This is a genomic window from Nocardia sp. NPDC056541, assembly GCF_042794235.1.
GTDB lineage: Bacteria > Actinomycetota > Actinomycetes > Mycobacteriales > Mycobacteriaceae > Nocardia.
Genome location: NZ_JBHTUD010000001.1, coordinates 62,586 through 83,553, shown reverse-complemented (window position 1 = coordinate 83,553; position 20,968 = coordinate 62,586). Strand labels below are relative to the sequence as shown.

At 67.3% G+C, this 20,968-nt stretch carries 6 protein-coding genes; 5 read left to right on the top strand and 1 reads right to left on the bottom strand.

What is annotated here, in order from left to right; genetic code table 11:
• Position 1 precedes the first annotated feature (1 nt).
• Positions 2 to 1,657: a CocE/NonD family hydrolase gene (locus tag ACFQ9R_RS00300; protein WP_378987115.1), complete on the top strand. Its 1,656-nt coding sequence runs from the start codon at positions 2 to 4 to the stop codon at positions 1,655 to 1,657.
• A gap of 438 nt (positions 1,658 to 2,095) precedes the next feature.
• Here ACFQ9R_RS00300 and ACFQ9R_RS00295 read toward each other — a convergent pair whose 3' ends face one another.
• Entirely contained in the window at positions 2,096 to 2,974 is an 879-nt protein-coding gene (locus ACFQ9R_RS00295) for a patatin-like phospholipase family protein (RefSeq protein ID WP_378925708.1), read from the bottom strand.
• A 526-nt stretch (positions 2,975 to 3,500) separates the two neighbouring features.
• Between ACFQ9R_RS00295 and ACFQ9R_RS00290 the strand changes: the two genes are divergently transcribed.
• From ACFQ9R_RS00290 to ACFQ9R_RS00275, 4 genes are read left to right on the top strand one after another with little or no spacing between them, the layout of a single operon-like run.
• Positions 3,501 to 17,108: an amino acid adenylation domain-containing protein gene (locus ACFQ9R_RS00290; protein WP_378987112.1), complete on the top strand. Its 13,608-nt coding sequence runs from the start codon at positions 3,501 to 3,503 to the stop codon at positions 17,106 to 17,108.
• Positions 17,105 to 18,532 carry a hypothetical protein gene (locus ACFQ9R_RS00285; protein ID WP_378987109.1) on the top strand — a complete coding sequence of 476 codons (1,428 nt, stop codon included), beginning with the start codon at positions 17,105 to 17,107 and terminating at the stop codon, positions 18,530 to 18,532. The genes ACFQ9R_RS00290 and ACFQ9R_RS00285 overlap by 4 nt, the downstream gene beginning before the upstream one ends.
• On the top strand, positions 18,529 to 19,416 hold the full coding sequence (locus tag ACFQ9R_RS00280; RefSeq protein WP_378987106.1) for an SDR family NAD(P)-dependent oxidoreductase: 888 nt from the start codon (positions 18,529 to 18,531) through the stop codon (positions 19,414 to 19,416). The genes ACFQ9R_RS00285 and ACFQ9R_RS00280 overlap by 4 nt, the downstream gene beginning before the upstream one ends.
• Positions 19,417 to 19,440: 24 nt before the next feature.
• Positions 19,441 to 20,592 (top strand): FAD-dependent monooxygenase, encoded by a 1,152-nt coding sequence (locus tag ACFQ9R_RS00275; RefSeq protein WP_378987103.1) that lies wholly within the window; start codon positions 19,441 to 19,443, stop codon positions 20,590 to 20,592.
• Positions 20,593 to 20,968 lie beyond the last annotated feature (376 nt).

The window sequence follows — 20,968 nt, the reverse complement described above, 5'->3', positions numbered from 1 at the left end:
AATGGTTCAGACAATCACAGCCGAGACGCTGGAATCGGGTCCTGGAGTGGGCTATCGGCTGGCCTGGAAACTGCGCGGCGGGACGCCCGTCAAGAACCGATACGAACGCACGCGGGATCTTCGCGTGCCGCTTCGAGACGGCACGGTGGTCATGGCGGATCTCTATCGTCCCGGAGGGGCGCGCCGGCGGCCGACGCTCTTGGTCAGAACGCCGTACGGTCGCTCCAAAGGCGGTCTGGAATTCGCCTATTACGCGGCCCGCGGTTACACCGTCCTGGTCACCGCCAGCCGTGGCACCGACGGGAGCGAGGGTGTCTTCGAGCCCATGATCCACGAGGCCGATGACGGTCACGACGTCGTCGAATGGATGCGGGAGCAGCCATGGTTCGACGGTCGCTTCGTGACATACGGGACGAGCTACCTGGCGTTTACCCAGTTTGCTCTCGCCGAGAACGACTATCCGGAATGGAAGGGCATGATCGCGGCCATCGGGCCCCACGACTTCGGCGAAATCATGCACGGCCGTGGTGCCTTCGATCTGCTCAACTTCCACGGTTGGTCGGACTTGATGTCGCACCGTAATAATTCCTCCTCGTCCATTTTCGCGGAGACGCTCGCCATGTTCAGATCCCTGGCCAGGGGGAAGGAAATGCTCGCCACCACGCCGCTGGAGAAGTCGTCGACCGCGCAGATGCGAGCGCTCGCGCCATGGTTCGCCGACTGGGTCACCCACCGCGACTTGTCGGACCCGTACTGGGCTTCCTACAGTCACACTTCGGTGCTCGAACGAATCGAGCGACCCGTTCTGCTGAACGGAGCGTGGAACGACTTGTTCGCGAAGCAGACGTTGACTCAATGGCGCGTTCTCCAGGCCCGTGGCGTCGACCTCGAGGTGCACATGACGCGGGGTGGCCACGCTGAACCCGCGGCGGCATTGCTGAACCTGGACTTCGCGAACCGATCGCTGGATTGGCTCGACGCACTGCTCGACGGGACACCCGATCGGGTGGTGTCGATCGGGCATCGGGTGGCCATCGGCGGGACGAAGCGACAAACGGTCCTCGAATCCTGGCCACCCGCGGCGGCGCCCCGAGAGTTGTGTGGTGCGCACGGCGGACGGTTGCGGCATGAACCTGCCGAGCCCGACGGCCAGTGGACGACGCTGGTCTATGACACGGCCGATCCCACACCGTCCTATGGCGGCAACATCATGGGTATGGGTGCGGGCTATGTGAACAACGGCAAGCTCGAGGCTCGCGGCGATGTGGTCGTCTACACCAGCGCGCCCCTGGCCGAGGATGTGCTGGTCGCCGGTGTGCCACGCGTCGCGCTGACCGTGGAAGCATCCTCAGGATTCGATGTCTTCGTTCGCCTGTGCGACGTTCACAAGAAGTCGATCAACGTCTGTGACGAGATCACCCGGTTTCCCGAAGGCGGTGAGCATTCCATCGATCTCGAGCTCGACGGCACCGTGCACCTGTTCAAGCGTGGCCACCGCATCCGATTGCTGATCGCTGCGGGGGCGTTCCCTCGGTTCGATCTGAATCCGGCTCTGCTGCCCATCGATCGAGCGCCCGGGAGTACGACGGCCCGATTGACGTTGGCGATTTCCGATAGCAGCGTGAAATTGACTCTGCCGGAAAGGAATTCGGGCTAGTTCGCGATCCGTGCCGAGCGTGCGGTACACGCACGGATGGCGGTCCGGCCGCGGACGCCCGAACTCACTTCACTTGACGAATCGGGCGTCGCGGTCGGAGGGATCAGCTGCCGTGGCCGGTGTGAGCGGCCACGGTGTCACTGTGACAGTGGGCGGAGGTCTTCGGCGTTTCTCAATAACTCACAGTGGCCATCCGTGCGACTTCTGGATTCGGCAGACCGTGGTCCAACGCGGAAATACGAGATCACGCAAGACGGCATGGGGCCAAGTGGACAACCATTGTGGCAACGTCCCCGCATACTCGCCAGTTCCACGCGCCATCGCCGATTCGGCTTCAACCGATTCGATGTCAAAATTTGAATCGGATCGGGAACAATCACATTCGGCGACCTGTTCAGTGTTCCGGCCGCCTCCATGCGGCCGGAACACTGTCAGATGTCAGCGAAGCTCGGCGATACTTGTGACGTAGCGTCGGGCGTCTTCGAGGCCGATCTGGGCCGCGCGGGGACGTAGCCGGGTGTCGAGGAGTTCGGTGCCGACTTCGGCGAAATCCGGTCCCTCGGTGATCTTCACGACGCGCACGCCTTGCCGGGAAACAGCTTCGAGTTCTGCTTCCTCGGCGGTGTTGGCCAATGCGCCTCCCGAGGGGCCGATGAACACGATCGCGTCGAGGTTCTTTTCGGCGGTGAGTGCGGCGACGGTGGAGGTGCGCCGGGTGTCACAGTAGTGGCTGCCGCCGAAGGCGACCGGGGGGAACAGTCCGGGTACCGCGCACGAGGAGGCGATAGCGCGGGTCAGGTCGATGCCATCGGCGCGTTTCCAGAGCACGGTGTCGCCGGTTTCGCAGTTGACGGAGCTCACCCGCAGGTCCGTGTCCGGCCAATCGGCGACGGAGTCCGGCAGCAGGGAGGCGATGATCTGGGCGAATACGGTGTCGTCGTTCGCCGGGGTCGAGGTGAGGATGAGCTTGCCTATCGCACGCGCCCGTTCTTGGATGGATCCCTCCGTCGACACGAGCAGGTGCAGCATTTCCGGCGGTATCGCGGCAGTCCCCGCACTCACTTGGTCGTCGTCCGCCTCGTGCTGGGTCAACTGCCAAGATGTCGCGTAGGCGCCGCGTTGTTCGCCCCGGGCACGTTCGGCCAAGTCGGCTCCGCTGGTGGCGATTGCGCCGACGATCGAGCCCGCGGAGGTACCTACGGTGACCGCGCAGTCGGTGACGCTGAATCCTGCGTGCTCGGCCAGACCTGCGAGAACGCCGGTCTCCCAGGCGACTCCGACCTCCCCACCGCCGCCGAGAATCAGACCTATCTTCATGTTCGTCTCCCCACATTCGAATCGGTCGCTTCCGCGCGGCCTATCTACGATTTTGCCGCGAGCCGAGGGTGTGCAGCAGCCCGCCATATGGCGGTAAAAGGGGGTAGTTCGACCGCCAATTGCGCACGGCTATCTCGCCGCTAATCGCACTGCCGGTGTTCTGTACGGTGCAATGTTGCGAAACTATTGATTTTCTATACGCTGGCAGGACAACCCGGAGGGGGATCTCCGAGGTTGATCACAGCGGCAAAAGTGTTGCCGCGCTTCGGTTGTCGTGGGCAATGAAACCGCTGGGGACGCTCGGTGGTGGGTCTTCGAAACGAGCCTCGCCGGTGTCGCACTGTCGCGACCGAGACATCAGGACGACGATGTCCGCTAATCCTGTCCGAAGGCCCTCGTCGAGCGCGCCCGGCCGGATCCGTGCATGCGCTGGGGGCGGCGCGCACAGATCCCCCCACCTGCCCCGCCGTCACGGGTGATAGCTGCTCGTGACATGTAAGTCATTGCGTAACAGGAGGTTTCGAAGATGGCTACTCATGCTGAGCTTCGCTCATACCTGACGAAGGCCGCGAGCGAGCTACAGGGGACGCGCAAGAAGCTCGCGGCGCTCGCGTCGCGGCGTACCGAGCCGATTGCCGTAGTCGCCATGGCGTGCCGTTATCCGGGCGGTATCACCTCGCCCACCGAACTCTGGGACCTGGTGAGCACCGGGCGCAGCGCCGCCGCGCCACTGCCACTCGATCGCGGCTGGGATATGTCCGTGCTGACCGCTCCGGACCAGGACGGTCCTGGTGCGACCTACGTGCGCGAGGGAAACTTCCTCGATGCCGCAGGCGATTTCGATGCTGCGTTCTTCGGCGTCAGCCCTCGCGAGGCGCTCGCGATGGACCCACAGCAGCGGTTGCTGCTGGAGGTTTCGTGGGAGGCCATCGAACGCGCGGGGATCGACCCGCAAGCCCTTTCGGGATCCGATACGGGCGTGTTCATGGGCGTCACGGCGCAGGAGTACGGCGCGCGAGCCTATCGCGACCACGAGGGCCTGGCCGGATACCTGACTACCGGTACCGCCATCAGCGTCGCCTCGGGCCGGCTGTCGTATGCGCTCGGACTGAACGGTCCGGCCATGACCGTGGACACCGCCTGCTCGTCCTCGTTGGTTGCCATCCACCTGGCGATGCGCGCGTTGCGCGCGAGGGAGTGCGGGCTGGCGCTGGCCGGAGGTGCGACCGTGGTGTGCTCGCCCAGCATCTTGGTCGGCTTCTCCCGACTCGGCGCGCTGGCCCCGGACGGGCGTTGCAAGCCGTTCTCCGCCACGGCGGACGGTTTCGGAGTTTCCGAAGGGGTGGGTGTGCTCGTGCTGGAGAGACTTTCCGACGCCCGTCGCAACGGGCATCCGATTCTGGCAGTACTGCGCGGCTCTGCGATCAACCAGGATGGGGCGACGAACGGTCTGTCCGCGCCCAATGGCGCGGCGCAGCGCCGGGTTGTTCGGGCGGCCTTGGCCGATGGCGAACTGACCGCCGGAGACGTCGATGTGGTGGAGGCGCACGGCACTGGAACCACGCTCGGCGATCCGATCGAGGCGGCCGCGTTGCTGGCCACCTATGGTGCTGCTCGCACCGCCGCGCGGCCGTTGCTCCTTGGCTCGATGAAGTCCAATATCGGCCACTCCCAGGCTGCCGCCGGGGTGGCGGGTGTGATCAAGATGGTCGAAGCCATACGCCGGGGCACAGTGCCCATGACCATCAATGTCGCTGCCCCCACTCCGGCGGTGGACTGGTCCAGCGGCACGGTCGAGGTGGTCACCGAATCGGTGCCGTGGCAGACGATGGCGGGAAGGCCTCGCCGCGCCGGGGTTTCGGCGTTCGGCATCAGCGGCACCAACGCCCATGTCGTGCTCGAGGAGGCACCAGCGGTCACCGCGCCCCAGCGGGGGCGCGTCGCGCCCGCGATCGTGCCGCTGGTGCTGTCCGCCAAGACCGCGCCCGCGCTCGCGGAGCAGGCGGCGCGGATGCTCGCGGTACTGCGCGCCGGAGCAGAGCCGATGGACCTGGGTTTCGCGCTGGCGGAGGGACGCACGGCCTTCGCCGAACGCGCCGTGGTGATCGGTGCCGATACGGACGAACTCGCCGAGGGCCTGGCAGTGATCGCCCAGGGTCGCGTCGGATCCGGCGTGGTCGTTGGCCGAACCGTCGTCGCGGGCGGCACCGTTTTCGTCTTCCCCGGACAGGGTTCGCAATGGGCCGGGATGGCGGTCGAATTGCTCGATACCGCGCCGGTTTTCGCCGAGCACATCGCGGCCGTGGCTGCCGCCTTCGCCGAGTTCACCGACTGGTCGCTCATCGACGTGCTGCGTGGGACGCCGGGCGCGGCCGATGGGAACCGGGTCGATGTCCTACAGCCCGCGTTGTTCGCGGTCATGACCTCGTTGGCCAAGCTGTGGCAGTCGCTCGGAATCACGCCGGACGCGGTGATCGGCCATTCGCAGGGTGAGATCGCCGCCGCCTATATCGCTGGTGCGTTGTCGCTGCGCGACGCGGCCCGCGTGGTGACGCTGCGCAGCAAGGCGATTGTGGAACTGGCAGGGCAGGGCGGGATGATCTCGATCGCCCTGCCGCAGGCCGAGGCGACCGCGCTGATCGCGCGCTGGGCGGGCGCGCTCGGGATCGCGGCGGTCAACGGCGCGCGTTCGACCGTCGTTTCCGGCGCCGCGACAGCGTGCGACGAGCTGATCGCGCACTGCGAGGCAGAACAGATCCGCGCGCGCCGTATCCCGGTCGACTACGCTTCGCATTCCCCGCAGGTCGACCGGATCCGCACCGCGCTCGTGACGGCGCTGGACGGAATCGCGCCGCTACGATCGGAGATCTCCTTCGTCTCCACGGTGACCGGTGAGCGCATCGACACGACAACCCTGGATGCGGACTACTGGTACCGGAACCTGCGCCAGACCGTGCGCCTCCACGACGCGGTGCTCACCGCGCACCGCCTCGGCTATCGGGGCTTCGTCGAATCGAGCCCGCATCCGGTGCTGACAGTCGGCATTCAGGAGACCATCGAGACCACCGACGCGGAGAATTCGGTCGTTGTTGGTTCGCTGCGCCGCGACGAGGGCGGGCTGCGACGTTTCTTGACCTCGGCCGCGACCGCGTACATCGGTGGGCTGCAACCCGATTGGGGTGGCTACCTGGGCGGGTTCGGGGCGCGCCCGATCGATCTGCCCACCTATCCGTTCCAGCACCGGCGGTTCTGGATCGACGCCGAGGCCGGCGGTTCGGGTGATGTCACCGCGCTGGGTTTGGCGCCGGCCGCGCACCCGCTGCTGGGCGCGGTCATCGCCGACGCCGAATCGGACAGCCTGGCATTCTCCGGGCAGTTGTCGCTGGCGGCCCAACCCTGGCTGGCGGACCACGCGGTGCAGGGTTCGGTGCTGGTACCCGGTGCGGTCCTGACCGAACTAGCCCTGTTCGCCGGCGAACGCGGGGGCGCTGCGCGCATCTCGGAAATCGTGCTGCAGGCGCCGCTGATCATCCCCGAGAGCGGTGCGGTCGCTGTCCGGGTCGTCGTCGATGCGCCGCAGCACAACGGTGAACGCACTGTCCGCATCTTCTCTCGACCCAGCAGCGACGACACCGCCGCCTGGACGCAGCACGCCGAGGGCACGCTGGCTCCGGAAACCACCACCCCCATCGCGCTTTCCGGAGTCTGGCCCCCGGCCGGCGCGGAAGCGGTCGACATCGACGGCACCTACGATCGACTGGCCGCGGCGGGCTACCAGTACGGCCCGGTGTTCCAGGGCCTGCGCGCCGTGTGGCGGCACGGCAGCGACATTCTCGCCGAGGTCACACTGCCCGACCAGGCCGGTGCCGAGGCCAAGCGTTTCGGCCTGCACCCGGCGCTGCTGGACGCGGCGCTGCACGGGCTCGATATCGGAGGGTTCCTGACCGACGCGGATCCGAGCCGGATTCGACTGCCCTTCGCCTGGGAGGGGGTGTCACTGCGCGCCGTCGGTGCAACCAGTCTGCGGGTGCGCATCACTGCGCACAGCTCCGAGCGGGTGGCGGTGACCATGACCGATCCGGTGGGTTCACCGGTCGCCTCCATCGACGCGCTCACCGTGCGACCGATCTCGCGGGCACAGCTCGCCGCGAGCCAGGACGCGACCGCCGACGGGCTTTTCGGCGTCGAATGGATTCCGGCACAGCTGCCCGAGATACCGATCGCGGCGGCCTGGGCGGAGCTGCCGGTGGCGGCGGACGCCCCGGCCGGGACAGCGGGCGTACTGCGCCGGTGCGGTGGAACTGGTTCGGAAAGCTTTGCCGCGGAGGCGGTCCACGACAGGCTGATCGAGCTGCTCGCGCAGGTTCGTGAGTGGCTGACCGATGCCCGGTTCACCGGCGCGCCGCTGGTCGTGGTGACCACCCGGGCAGTCGCGGTAGCCACTGGTGAGGACGTTCCGGATCTGGTCGACGCACCGGTCTGGGGTCTGCTGCGCTCGGCGCAGACCGAGAACCCCGGCCGAATTCTCCTGCTGGATATCGACAATCGTGCGGAATGGCGCGAGGCGGTCACGACCGCGCTGATGCTGGCCGAACCACAGGTGGCCTGGCGGCGCGGCGCGGTGTACGTGCCCCGGCTGCTTCGGGCACAGACCGACATGGTGGGCAATGCCGCACTGGCCACTGGGCAGAGCTGGCAGTTGCGCATGCAAGGGCGCGGCACCTTGGACAGTGAGAACCTGGCACTTCTCGACTATCCGCTGATCGAGCGCCCGCTCGACAACGGTGAGGTGCGCGTTGCGGCCCGCGCCACCGGCGTGAACTTCCGCGACATCATGATCGCGCTCGGCGTGTATGCGGATCCGCACGCAAGTATCGGCGGGGAGGGCGCAGGCGTGGTACTCGAGGTGGGACCAGGCGTCACCACCGTCGCGGTGGGGGACCGGGTGTTCGGTGTGATGGATGGCGTCGGCCCGGTGACCATCACCGATCACCGCCACATCACCCACATACCAGTGGGCTGGAGTTTCGCACAGGCCGCCTCGACCTGCGCGGTGTTCGCGACCGCCTACTACGGACTGCGCGACCTCGGCGATCTCGGCCCCGGCGACCGGCTCCTAGTGCACGCCGCGACCGGCGGCGTCGGCCTGGCCGCCATTCAGCTGGCCCGGATGTGGGGCGCGGAATGCTATGTGACCGCGAGCCCGGCCAAGCAATACCTGCTGCGCGAGCTCGGTTTCGATGACGCGCACATCGGCAACACCCGGACCCTGGAATTCGAGCGGCAGTTCCTCGACGCCACGGGTGGCGAGGGATTCGATGTGGTGCTCGAAGCCCTCGGCGCCGAATACGTCGATGCGTCACTACGTCTCATGCCGCGCGGCGGGCGCTTCCTGTCCATGGGCAAGACCAATATCCGGGAACCCGAACAGATCGCCGCGCAGCATCCGGGCGTCCGGTACCGGGCGTTCGACCTCTACGAAGCGGGCGCGGATCGCATTCAGGAGATGCTCGTGGAACTGGTGCGTCTGTTCGGCACCGGCGTCCTGCGGCCACTACCTGTCTCGATCTGGGACGTGCGCCGAGCCCCGGAGGCACTGCGCTACCTCAGCCAGGCCCGGCACATCGGCAAACTGGTCCTGCAGCAACCCGCACCGCCGCAGATCCCCGGTACCGCGCTGATCACCGGTGGTACCGGGGTGCTGGGCATGGGTTTCGCCCGGCATCTGATCACCGCCCACGGGTATCGGCACCTGATCCTCACCAGCCGGCGCGGCCCCGAGGCTCCCGGCGCGGCCGAACTCGCCGCGGACCTGTCCGAACTCGGGGCCACGGTCGATGTGGTGGCTTGTGACGTCTCGGACCGAACGGCGCTGGAGACGCTGCTGGCGCAGATCCCGGTCGAGGCGCCGCTGACCGCGGTCCTGCACGCCGCAGGTGTGCTCGACGACAGCGTCTTCACCGCGATGACCCCCGAGCAGCTGGTCGGGGTGCTGCGGCCCAAGGTCGACGCGGCATGGAATCTACACGCGGCCACCGAACATCTGAACCTGTCGATGTTCGTGCTGTTCTCCTCTGTCGCAGGCACTTTGGGTGCACAGGGCCAAGCCAACTACGCCGCCGCCAACGCGTTCCTGGATGCGCTAGCCCAGTACCGGCGTCAGCGCTCGCTGACCGCGGTCTCGCTGGGCTGGGGCTGGTGGGCCGATGCCACCGGGATGACCGGGCATCTCGACGAACGCGACCACGCGCGGATGAGCCGCAGCGGACTCGTTCCGATGACCACCGAAGACGGTCTCGCGCTGTTCGACGCCGCCCTGTCACTCGGGCGCGCCGTCGTGATCCCGGGACGGTTCGACACCGCCGCACTGAGCTCCGGGCGGGCAGACGAGGTGCCCGCGGTCTTCCGGGGCCTGGTACGCGCGCCGCGTCGCCGCGATGTCGCGGGATCCGCTCCCGAAGTCGGCGGGCTCGCCCAGCAACTGGTCGGGCTGACCGCCACCGAGCAACATCAGCGTGTGCTGTCGCTGGTGCGCTCGGTCGCCGCCGCGGTGCTCGGGCACGAAAGCCCCGGAGCGATCACTCCCACAGCGCAATTCAAGGATCTGGGGTTCGACTCGCTCGGCGCGGTCGAATTCCGCAACCAGCTCAAGGTGGCGACCGGAATGCAGCTGGCGACCACTGTCGTGTTCGACCATCCCTCCTCGATAGCGCTGGCCACCCACATCTGTGCCGAAATCGCCCCGCCCGCTGCTGATCCCGCAGATCTGCTGCGTATCCAGCTGGACGCGCTGAGCGGCACACTGGCCGAGACCTCGCCCGAGGACTCCGATCGGACCGGACTCACCGCGGCCATCCGGCGGCCCGATATCGCCGACTCGATGCGCAACCTGGTCGATACCGTTCGTGCGCTGGCGCCCGATCTCGTCGGGACGGACGGCACCTCGTTCGCCGAGGTCACCGACGCCGAACTCTTCGCGCTGATCAGCGGGTCCGACGCCGAGCCTGCAACGAACATCGACGCACCGTCCGATCGGTTCACCGATTCTGCCCACGTCGGTGACGGGACGGAACATCCGGCCGCACCGGAACCCGGTCACCCGCTCACTCGCTATCAGCAGGACATCGTCGCTGTCAGCGCCCGCTATCCGGATCTGCCCCTGACTCAGGTCGGCGGATACCTCCGGATCAACGGCACGCCCGATGTCGAGCGCCTGCGCGAGGCCGTGCGGCGCACCCAGCTGCGCAACGACGCGCTCCGTATCCGGCTCGATCACACCGAACTGGTGCAGCGCATCGATCCACACGGCGCCACGGTCGAAATTGTCGACCACACCGGCGCCCCCGATCCGCAGGCCGCGGCACTGGAGTGGATGCGCGTGCGTACCGATACCGTCATGCCCCTGGACGGCCCGCTCGCGGAGACCGCCATCGTGCTGGACAGCGCCGATTCATTTCTCATCTACTCTCGATTCCATCACGCGGTCGCCGACGGCTGGTCCGAGACTCTGGTACTGCGCCAACTGTTCGCGGACTACAACTCCGGCGACCTCGGCACCGAGCACGCACCGAGCTACCTCGATGTCGTCGAAGCCGAAGCGCACTACCGGGATTCGGCCGCCTGGCAGGCCGACCGCACCGCGTTGATCGACATGGTGGGTGCGCTCGACCCGGCGTTGTTCGCCCGCAATGCCACCGTGCGCACTCACCATCGCCACCAGCGCACCCTGCACCTGGACCGGGCCACGATCGACCCGATCCGGGCCAGCGGGCGCAGCGTCTTCGCGTTCACTGCCGCCGCGCTCGCAACTTACCTGCGGCGCGTGCACCGCGAGGGCGACATCGTGCTCGGTGTGCCCATGCTGAACCGGCAAACTCCCGAGGAGCTCGCGACCGTCGGCAACATGGTCAATATTCTGCCGCTGCACATTCCTGTCGATACAGGACTGTCGCTGTCGGCCCTGGCCGCGCGCACGGCCACCGCCGTCTGGGATCTACAGGGGCGCCAGCGCTTCGCGCTCGGTGATCTGCAGAACGCATTGCGGGAGAACGGAAGTCCAGCCGCCGGGTCCGCACTGTTCGACGTCACCTACTCCTATGTTCCGATGCCGGCCGTCGAGCTGCCCGAATCCGTCACCGAGATATCGCTGCTGTCGTCGGGATACTCACTGGACGCGCTGAACATCGTGGTGCGCGACAACGAGAGTGACGGTTCGCTCGACATCGACTTCTTCTACGCCGACGATGTCTTCGACGCGGACTTCTCCTTCGACAGCGCACTGCGCCAGGTGTTCGCGCTGATCGCGGCCGGACTCGAGGCCCCGGATCGTCCGGTCGCCGAGCTGGCGATGTTCTCGACCGCCGAGCGGGAGCGGATCACCGAGTTCGAAGGTCCGGCACTCGTGCCGTTCCCGGACACCACACTGGACCGGATACTGGCGGAACAGATCGCGGCGGGGCCGGATCGAACCGCGCTGAGCTGGGGGAGCGATACGGTATCCGAGCTCTGCTACGGAGAGTTCGGCGCTCGGGTCGAGGCGATCGCGGCGGCGTTGCGCGCCGGTGGCCTTCGTCCCGAGGAGTGCGTGCCGGTGGTGCTGCATCGCTCGCCCGAGCTGGTCGTCGCCATCCACGCGGTACTGGCGGCGGGCGGGGCCTATGTGCCGATCGACCCGGGCTACCCGGCGGCACGGATACGGACCATCATCGCTGATTGTGGTGCCGAGGTGATTCTCGCGGACGAGGAATTCGAGGCTCTCGCCACCGAATCGGGCGTGCGGCGACTGTCGCCCGAGCAGGACGCCGTGATGGGGCAGGCCGTGGTGGGTCGGACCCGCCCGGCCGATCTCGCCTATCTGATCTACACCTCGGGCTCGACCGGAACTCCCAAAGGTGTGATGATCGAGCACGCCGCGGTCGTCAATCGCCTGGCCTGGATGCAGCACCGTTACCCGCTGACCGAGACGGACGTGATCCTGCAGAAGACGCCGGCGACGTTCGACGTCTCGGTGTGGGAGCTCATGTGGTGGACCCTCGCCGGTGCGCGGGTGGCCTTGCTGCCCGTCGGCGGCGAGCGCGATCCGCGCACGATCTTGGACACGATCGCTCGGCACCGGGCGAGCGTGCTGCACTTCGTGCCGTCCATGCTCGCGCCGTTCCTGGACGAAATCCTCAGTCGAGCACCGGGACCGGGATCCCTGGCCTCCGTGCGCCTGGTCTTCACCAGCGGTGAGGCCCTGACACCCACCCTGGCCAACCGGTTCCGCCGCGTGTTCGCGGACCTCGGTCTGCCCGGAGTTCGCTTGGTCAACCTGTACGGGCCGACGGAGGCCACCGTGGATGTGTCGTACTTCGACATCGACGCGGGAACCACGCCGGTGCAACGGATTCCCATCGGCAAGCCGATCGACAACATCGCGCTGATGGTGCTGGACCCGAACGGTGATCGCTGCCCCGTCGGCGTTCCGGGTGAGCTGTACATCGCGGGAGTGGGTGTCGGGCGTGGATATCGCGGGCGACCCGATCTGACTCTCGAAACATTCGTCACCGATCCGCGCGTTGTGGGCGGACGCCGCTATCGCACCGGCGATCTGGTGCGCTGGTGCGCCGACGGCGATCTCGAATACCTCGGTCGGCTCGACGACCAGGTCAAGGTGCGCGGCAACCGGGTGACCCTGGGGGAGATCGGAAATCACCTCGCCGCCTGCCCTGGCATCACCGCAGGCGTGGTCGTGGACGAACAGCATCCCGGTGCCCCCACCACCCTGGCCGCCTACTATGTCGGCACCGCACGCGCCGACGACATCGCGGTCTTTCTGACCGACCGGCTCCCGGGATACATGATTCCGACCCGATTCGTCGAACTCGAAGCCGTGCCGCTCACTGCGAGCGGCAAACTCGACCGCAAGGCACTGCCGACAGCGGCCGATCGACCGAGCGGCTCGCAACCGCCGCGCACCGAACTCGAAGCCGAATACGCCGCACTGTGGGCGGAGGTGCTGGGTTGTGAGGTCTCGAGCATCGGTGTGTTCGATGATTTCTTCACCATCGGCGGTGATTCGATCATCGTGCTCCGGCTGCGTACCGCGGCCGAGCGCCGCGGCATCGACTTCGACGTCGAAGCCTTCTTCGCTCGGCCGACGATCGCCGAATCGGCCGCGGCTGCAACGATATACACCGACGATGGCCAGAGCAGTGGCGTCGACTCGGCTTTCGAGCTGATCCCGCTCATCGACCGGGCCGCCCTCACCGAGGTCGAGGATGCTTTTCCGGCCAGCGCCCTGCAACTGGGCATGCTGTATCACAGCATGCAGCGCACCGATTCCACCCTGTATCAGGATGTGTTCCGGTATCGGCTGCGTATGCCGTTCCACGAGGAGAGCTTCCGTGTCGCCTACGACAGCCTGCTGCGCAGGCATCCGGCGCTGCGGTCGGGGTTCGATCTGACCGGGCATTCGCTGCCGATTCAGGTCGTGCGCAGTATCGAATTCATGCGCCACAGCGCACCGAACACGCTCACCATCGATGTCGAGAATCCGCTCGATTTCGACAATCACGCCTTCGACGCCGCGCCCCTGCACCGCATGCAAGTGATCCCCGAAAGCGGCGGTTTCGAACTGGTTCTGCACTTCCACCACGCCATTCTCGACGGTTGGAGCGTCGCGAACCTGATTCGGGAATTGCTGCAGGACTACGCGCACCTGTGTGGACTCGATGTCGATGCGGTCGACCCGGCACCGCATTCGACCACTCTGCTCGCCGAATTCGTGCGCGCCGAACACGCTGCGCAGTCAGACCCGGCGGCGCGCGACTATTGGGCACAGGTGCTCGACGGTTCGACCGCCACGACCATCGACTCGGCCCGCCACTACGAACAGCCCGGATCGGAGGGCCCGCGGGAAGCGCAGGCGACGCTGCCGGACTGGCTGGGGGACCGGGTGCGCGCCTTCGCCGCGGCACACCAGCTGCCGGTCAAATCGGTGATGACCGCGGCACACTGTCTGGTACTGCGAGCGATGTCGGGGTCCGAGGACGTGACCACCGGCGTGGTCACCCACGCTCGGCCCGCGCGGGCCGGCGCGGAGGCCGCGGCGGGCCTGTTCCTGAACACCATTCCGGTGCGGCTGGACGCGAGCGCGCACAGCTGGCTCGACGCGGTACGTCAGGTCGCGCGCCACAACCGGCTGTCTCATCCGTTCCGTCGGTATCCGTTGCGGTCGTTGATCGCCGACCGGCACGGGGATCCGATCTTCGACACGGCATTCAACTACGTGAACTATCACGTTTTCGAACCACTGCTCGGGACGAGCACGGTGACGCTCACCGACTTCCGGGCACGCGAGGAAACCAATTTCGCGCTGCTGGTGACGGCGGCCGTCGACCCGCGCACCCACGACGTGGTGCTGCGCGTCAACGCCGGGCACGATGCTCTCACCAGTGCCCAGTGTCAGGAGTACGCCCGCCTGTTCCTCGGGGCGCTCGCATCCATCGTGCGCACCCCGACCCGCGCGATCGATCTGGAGGCGGCCCGCGCGGCGGATGTGGTGCATCTGTTCGAAGCGACCGCGAGCCTGCACTTCGAGGCGATCGCGATCACCGACGGCCGGATCGAGTGGCGTTACCGCACACTCGCGGCCGCCGCGGAGCGTATCGCGCATCGCCTTCGCGCCGACGGAATCAGCTCGGGAGTGCGGGTCGCGGTGCTGCTGGAGCGTTCGCCGGAACAGATCGCGGTGGTGCTGGGCATCCTGCGGGCCGGGGCGGCGGTAGTTCCGCTCGATCCGAGCTATCCAGAGGCCCGGCGCGCGGCGATGATCGCGCGCGCACAGCCGGTGCGGATCATCACCGACATCGGCGACCTGCTCGACGGGCCCGCTCCCGAGACGGGAGTACTGCCCGCGATTCATCCGGAACAGACCGCGTACGTGCTGTTCACCTCCGGCTCCACCGGCGAGCCCAAGGGCGTCAGCATGCCGCACCGGGCGCTGGCGAACCTGATCGCCTGGCAGAACCGCACGAGCAGCGCGGCGCGCGGGCAGACCACGTTGCAATTGGCCCCCGCCGGATTCGACGTGTACTTCCAGGAGATCTTCTCCACGCTGTGCGGCGGCGGCACCCTGCGGGTGATTTCCGAACAGCAGCGCCTGGACTCGACCTGGCTGGCCGAACTGCTCGCCGAAGGCAGCGTGCAACGGATCTACCTACCCTACGTCGGCCTGCAGGCGTTGGCTGAGGCTGCGCAGGTCACCGGGCGCTACCCGACGGGACTGAGCACACTGGTGTCCTCCGGCGAACAACTGCGGATCACCCAGGAGATCAGGGGACTGTGGGCCCACAACCCCGGCCTGGTCGTGGAGAACCAGTACGGTCCCACCGAAACGCATGTGGCCCTGGCTTTCCCGATGAGCGGACCGGCCGAGACCGCACCACAGCTGCCGCCGATCGGCACCGTCATCGACGGAGCCTCGACCCAACTGCTCGACGCGCGCCTGCGGCCGGTAGCGCCCGGTGTCAAGGGTGAGATCTATCTGGGCGGCAGCGCGGTGGCCCACGGGTACGAAGGACAGCCGGGTCTGACCGCAACCCGGTTCGTCGCTGCCCCGGGTGGGCAAACCCGCTATCGCACCGGCGATCTCGGGCTGGAACTGTCGACTGGCGACCTGGTCTGCCTCGGCCGGACCGATACCCAGGTCAAGGTGCGCGGCTATCGCGTCGAATGCGCGGAAGTGGAGTTGGCGCTGCTGAGGCTGCCGGGAATCGAACAGGCCGCCGTGGTCGCGCACGAACTCGGAGGCAACGACACTGTGCTGGCGGCGTTGCTTGTCGGTGCCGCCGGAACCGACACCGTGACAGTCGGTGCGCGACTGAGGGAAATGCTGCCCGCGCATATGATTCCGGCCAGATACCAGTGGCTCGACGCCTTCCCGCTCACCCCGAGCGGCAAACGCGACGACGCCGCACTGCGCCACGTGGTCGAACAGACAGTCGCTCCGGTGATCGGTGCCCGCGAACCCGAGGATGCCCTGGAAGTCGCGATGGTCGCCATCCTCGCCGAATTCGCCGGTGTGCCCTCGCTGTTCGCCGACTCGGACTTCTTCGATGCCGGTGGCACCTCGATCGGTGCGATGCGGGTGGCGATGACGGTGTCCAATCGATGGTCGGTGCAGGTCCCGCTGGAAGCCTTCGTTGCCGCGCCGACTGCGGCCGGACTCGCGGCGGTCGTGCGTTCCGGCGGCGCTGCCCGTGTCTTCGATCCCGTCGTTCCACTGCGCCCTCGCGGCGCCGGTGCGGATCAGGTGCCACTGTTCCTGGTACATCCGATCGGCGGAAACGTGCTCTGCTACCTGGAACTGGCCAAGCAGCTGCCTGGCGGCCGGCCGGTGTACGCGTTGCAGGCCGCGGGCGTGGAGCCGGGAACCGAACCACTCACCACCATGGCCGAGCTCGCCCGGAGCTATCTCGACGCGATCCGACGGATCCACCCGCACGGGCCGTACCACATCGCGGGCTGGTCGTTCGGTGGCTACGTGGCTCTCGAGATGGCACGCCAGCTTCCCGAACGTGATCTGGCACAGCTGATCCTGCTGGACACCATCGCCATCGGTGATCAGCCGGATCCCATCTCGGAGCCGGACCTGATCGTCTGGTTCTTCGTGGAACTGCTCTGGTACGCCGAGGGCGACAGGGCCGCGCAGGCCGGATTCGACACCTCCGGCTCCTGCGACACCGATGTGGACCTGCTGTTCGATTCGGTGCTGGGCCAGGCGGTGGCCAAGGGCATCGTGCCGCGGGACAGCTCCCCGCAGCTGATTCGACGGCTGTACTCGGTGTTCCGAGCGAATTACCAAGCGATGGTGGACTACACGATGACCCAGCTGGACCGGGATCTGGTGTTGCTGAAGGCCAGGGAGGCACTGCCGGAGCTCATCGGAGGTGCGCACCGGCGGGTCGGCAGCTGGTTCGAGAGCGCGAACAACGGCTGGGCCCGGTGGGCCACCCGGGATCTCGAGATCATCGAGGTCCCTGGTGACCACTTGACGATGATGACCGGCGCGAATGTCGCGGCTGTGGCGAGCGCGCTCGGCGCGGCGCTCGCCACCGAACGATCCGACCTGACAGATCTGGGGAAGCGATGAGCATACGAACCGGCACCGGCACGGCGGCGACCAGCTCTAACGACAGGCAGGTGCGCCGGGCACTGAGTCCGGTGGAGCGCTGGTACTGGATGTGCGACCAGATCTCCCCGCTGAATGTCGTTGCGCGCGTGCGCGTGCGTGGCCACTTGCCCGCACCCGTGCTCGCGGCCGCAGCCGCGGCGCTGACCGCCGAGCATCCGCTGCTGCGGGTGAGCATCGACTCGGCGGTCGATGGGACATCCCCCCATTTCGTCGCTCCGGTGGACCCGCTGGTCCCGATCCGCACCGTCGTACTCGAACAGGAAGATCCGGATGCCTGGCAGCGGGAGATCGACACCGTCGAACTTCCTACTCGATTGGATTGGCGCAGGCGACCGTTGCTTCGGCTCGTCGATATCGCGCAAGCTGGTGCGACCCCGGACGAGACCCACGATGTGGTGCTGACCGTCGCCCACACCGTCGCCGATGGCACCACTGCGCTGAGCCTGCTGCGCCGATTGGTGGAACTGGCCGACCGACTGCGTGATCCGGCGGTCACCGTCGCCGAGATCATCGACGCGCGCGATCCGCTGCCCGCGCCGGAGCAGCTGCTACCCAAGCGGTTTCGGGGTGCGCGCGGTGTCGGCTACGCGGTGGCCGCGGGTATCGGTGATCAGGTCGTGTCGGCCACCGCCCGTGCCTGCCATCTGGAACCGGAAGTCCCTGTCGCACCGGCCGATCGGCGCAGCCGCTTGCTGCACCGCGAGCTCGACGCCACGCGGCTCGCGGCACTGATCGAACGCTGCCGTGCTGAAGGGGTCACCGTGCATTCGGCGCTGGCCGCGGCGCTGGCCGCGGCTATCGGTGCGGAGATCGCACCGGGGCGCGACGGGCGTATCGGGGTCGGCTCACCGATCGACTTTCGAGCTGAGCTCGATCCGATCGTCCCGCAACAGGATGCGGGCGCGTACGTCGCGACCGTGCCCGTCGGCGTGCACTTCGGACCGTCGCTGGGAATGTGGCAGTCCGCGCGCCGGCTGCATCGGGGACTGTTGCGGCGCAGACGCTGTCAGCAGCATCTGGCGCTGCTGGTGACGCTGCGATTCCTGTGTCCGAAATCGGTGGCGACCTCCGCGCGCGCGATCGCCATGGTGGAAGCCACAGGGCCCGGCAATGTGTGCCTGTCCAATATCGGGCACTACGAATTCGCGGACCGGGTGGGGAACTGGACGTTGGCGGGCGCGCAGTTCATCGCCGGCGTCTCGGTGAGCGGGTTCTTCGTCGGAACCGTGAACACCACGCACGCGACATTGCACTGGAACTTCACCTATATCGAAACCGTCGTCTCCGCCGCCCGCGCGGCGCGGATCGCCGACGCCGCCATCCGCATCCTGCTCGCGGAGTCGACACCGCGCAGCAGCAGCACAGAAGGATCGAACGCATGAGTGAAGACCTTGGAGTCATCGTTGTCACCGGAGCATCCTCGGGCCTGGGTAAACAGACCGCACTCGACTTGGCGGGCAGGGGGTTCGTCGTTTACGCCGGTGTGCGCACGGAGGACAGCGCGGAACGACTGTGGGCAGAGGCGGGCACCAGACGGCTGCGCCCGGTCATGCTGGACGTGACCTCGGACCTCTCGATCGCGAACGCGCACAAACTGATCAGCGGCGAACTCGGACCGTCCGGCCTGCACGGGCTGGTCAACAATGCAGGCATCTGCGTGTCCGCGCCGCTGGAATGTGTGAGCAGCGACCGGCTCCGGGAAGAGCTGGAGGTCAACGTGGTCGGCACACTCGCGGTGTCCCGGCAGTTCCTGCCGCTGCTGCGCACTCGTGCCGCCGGTACGCCTGGGTTCGCAGGCCGCATCGTGAATGTGAGTTCGGGGGTGGGCAAGGTGGCCACGCCGTACCTGGGAGCGTATGCGGCCGCGCAGTTCGGCAAGGAGGGCCTGTCCGGGGCGCTGCGCCGCGAGCTCGCACCACTGGGGGTCGCGGTGTCCATCGTCGCGCCCGGCGCGATCGCCACACCGATCTGGGACAAGATGACCGATACCGCCGATCGCATCATGAACGACACGCCCGCCGAGATCGCCGAGCTGTACAGCAGGCGATTTCGCGGCTTCATCGATCAGAACACCGCACGTGCCGCCGCCAGCCGCACGCGCCCCGAGCAGGTCGCCGCGGCTGTCGCGCACGCCATGACCGCGCGCCGCCCGCGCACCCGCTATCGGGTCGGTCTGGATTCGGTGATGGTGGAGGCGGCTTCACGCCTGCTTCCGGACCGGGTACTGGATTTCGCTCTTGCTCGCGGCCTGTCGGTCGCGGACTGAGGACAGGGGACCTACACCGTGAAGGTGATCATCATCGGAGCCGGGATCGGTGGCCTGACCGCGGCCGTCGCGCTGCTCCGGCAAGGCATCGAGGTCGAGGTGTTCGAGGCCGCGCCCGAATGGCGCGACACCGGCACCGGACTGGGGCTGGCCAGCAATGCCACCAAGGTGCTCCACGCACTGGACGTCGACCTGAGCGCCGGCAGTTCGCTCGAGCACTTCAGCATTCGCACCACGACCGGAAAACAGCTGCGCGAGCTGCCGATCGGCGCGGTCACCAGGGAGCTGGGTTCACCGGTTGTCAATATCCACCGCAACGATCTGATCGCCACCCTTCGAAAATCGGCGGCGGACACACCGATCCATCTGGGCGCACAGCTGCGCAGCTACAGCGCAACCGGTACCGGGGTGAGCGCGATATTCGAGGACGGTCGCACCGCGCATGGTGAGCTGCTCATCGGCGCCGACGGGATCGGATCCCAGGTACGCGCGCAGTTGGCGGGTCACGCGCCGGTCACCGAGCACGGCTACGTTTGCTGGCTCGCCACCGTCCCGTTCCGCGATCCGCGGCTGCCCCCCGGCCACGCCTATCACTACTGGGGTCGCGGCCTGCGCTTCGGGCTCCTGGATATCGGTGGCGGGCAGGCCTACTGGTGGGGCACCAGGAACCTGCCGACCGCGCTGGCTCGCGAGTGGAACGGTGGCAAGGCCGAGATCGCCGCGGCCTTCGCCGGCTGGGCCCCGGAGGTGGGCGAGGTCATCGAACGCACACCCGAGGGGGCCATCGTCAGCGTCCCGGCCCAGGACCGACCTTTTCTCGATGTATGGGGTGACGGACCTGTCACGCTGCTGGGCGATGCCGCTCATCCGATGCTGACGAGCCTGAGTCAGGGCGGCTCGTCCTCGGTCGAGGACGGCTTCGTACTGGCCCATCACCTCTCGACCGAATCGGACCCGGTCGGCGCCTTGCGGAACTATGAGAACGCACGCCGCGACCGCACACGCATGCTGGTCACCGAATCACGCAGACTGTCCAAGCTCGAGCAAATCGAGAATCCCCTGGTTGTTCGAATCCGTGATGCCGCCGTCCGCGCCGCGCCGCTGGCGGTGCTGCGCAGGCAGAATTCGGCCCCGATGCGGTTCGAGCTGCCGGTCGAACGACCTGTAGGCCCCTGAGCGCAAGTTGTGAAAAGCCCACTTCCAGAATCTTGTTCGGAGCGGAATTCGGCCGACGAGAGATGAGATTGTCTACCATCTCTGGTCGCAATCCGAGGAGGATCGACCGGCGCTGACCTACTGCACACTCCCGGTGCGACGAGGCAGAGATTGCGGCGCAGGCCACGGCTGGGCGGTGCTGGCGAGTTCGCCGCCTTCTTGCCCTCGATCGTGCGGCGGGTGACTGCTCGTCGGTTTCGCTGTGCGGCCGGGTTCAGGGGCGCAGCCGCAGTTGCGACGCCGAGTCAGGCCTCCGCCGCCGATGAGATGCGGGTAAGCCGCCAATTGCGTCGGATTCGGCGCGAAAATACCGCCAACTGGCGGATGCGCGGACAAA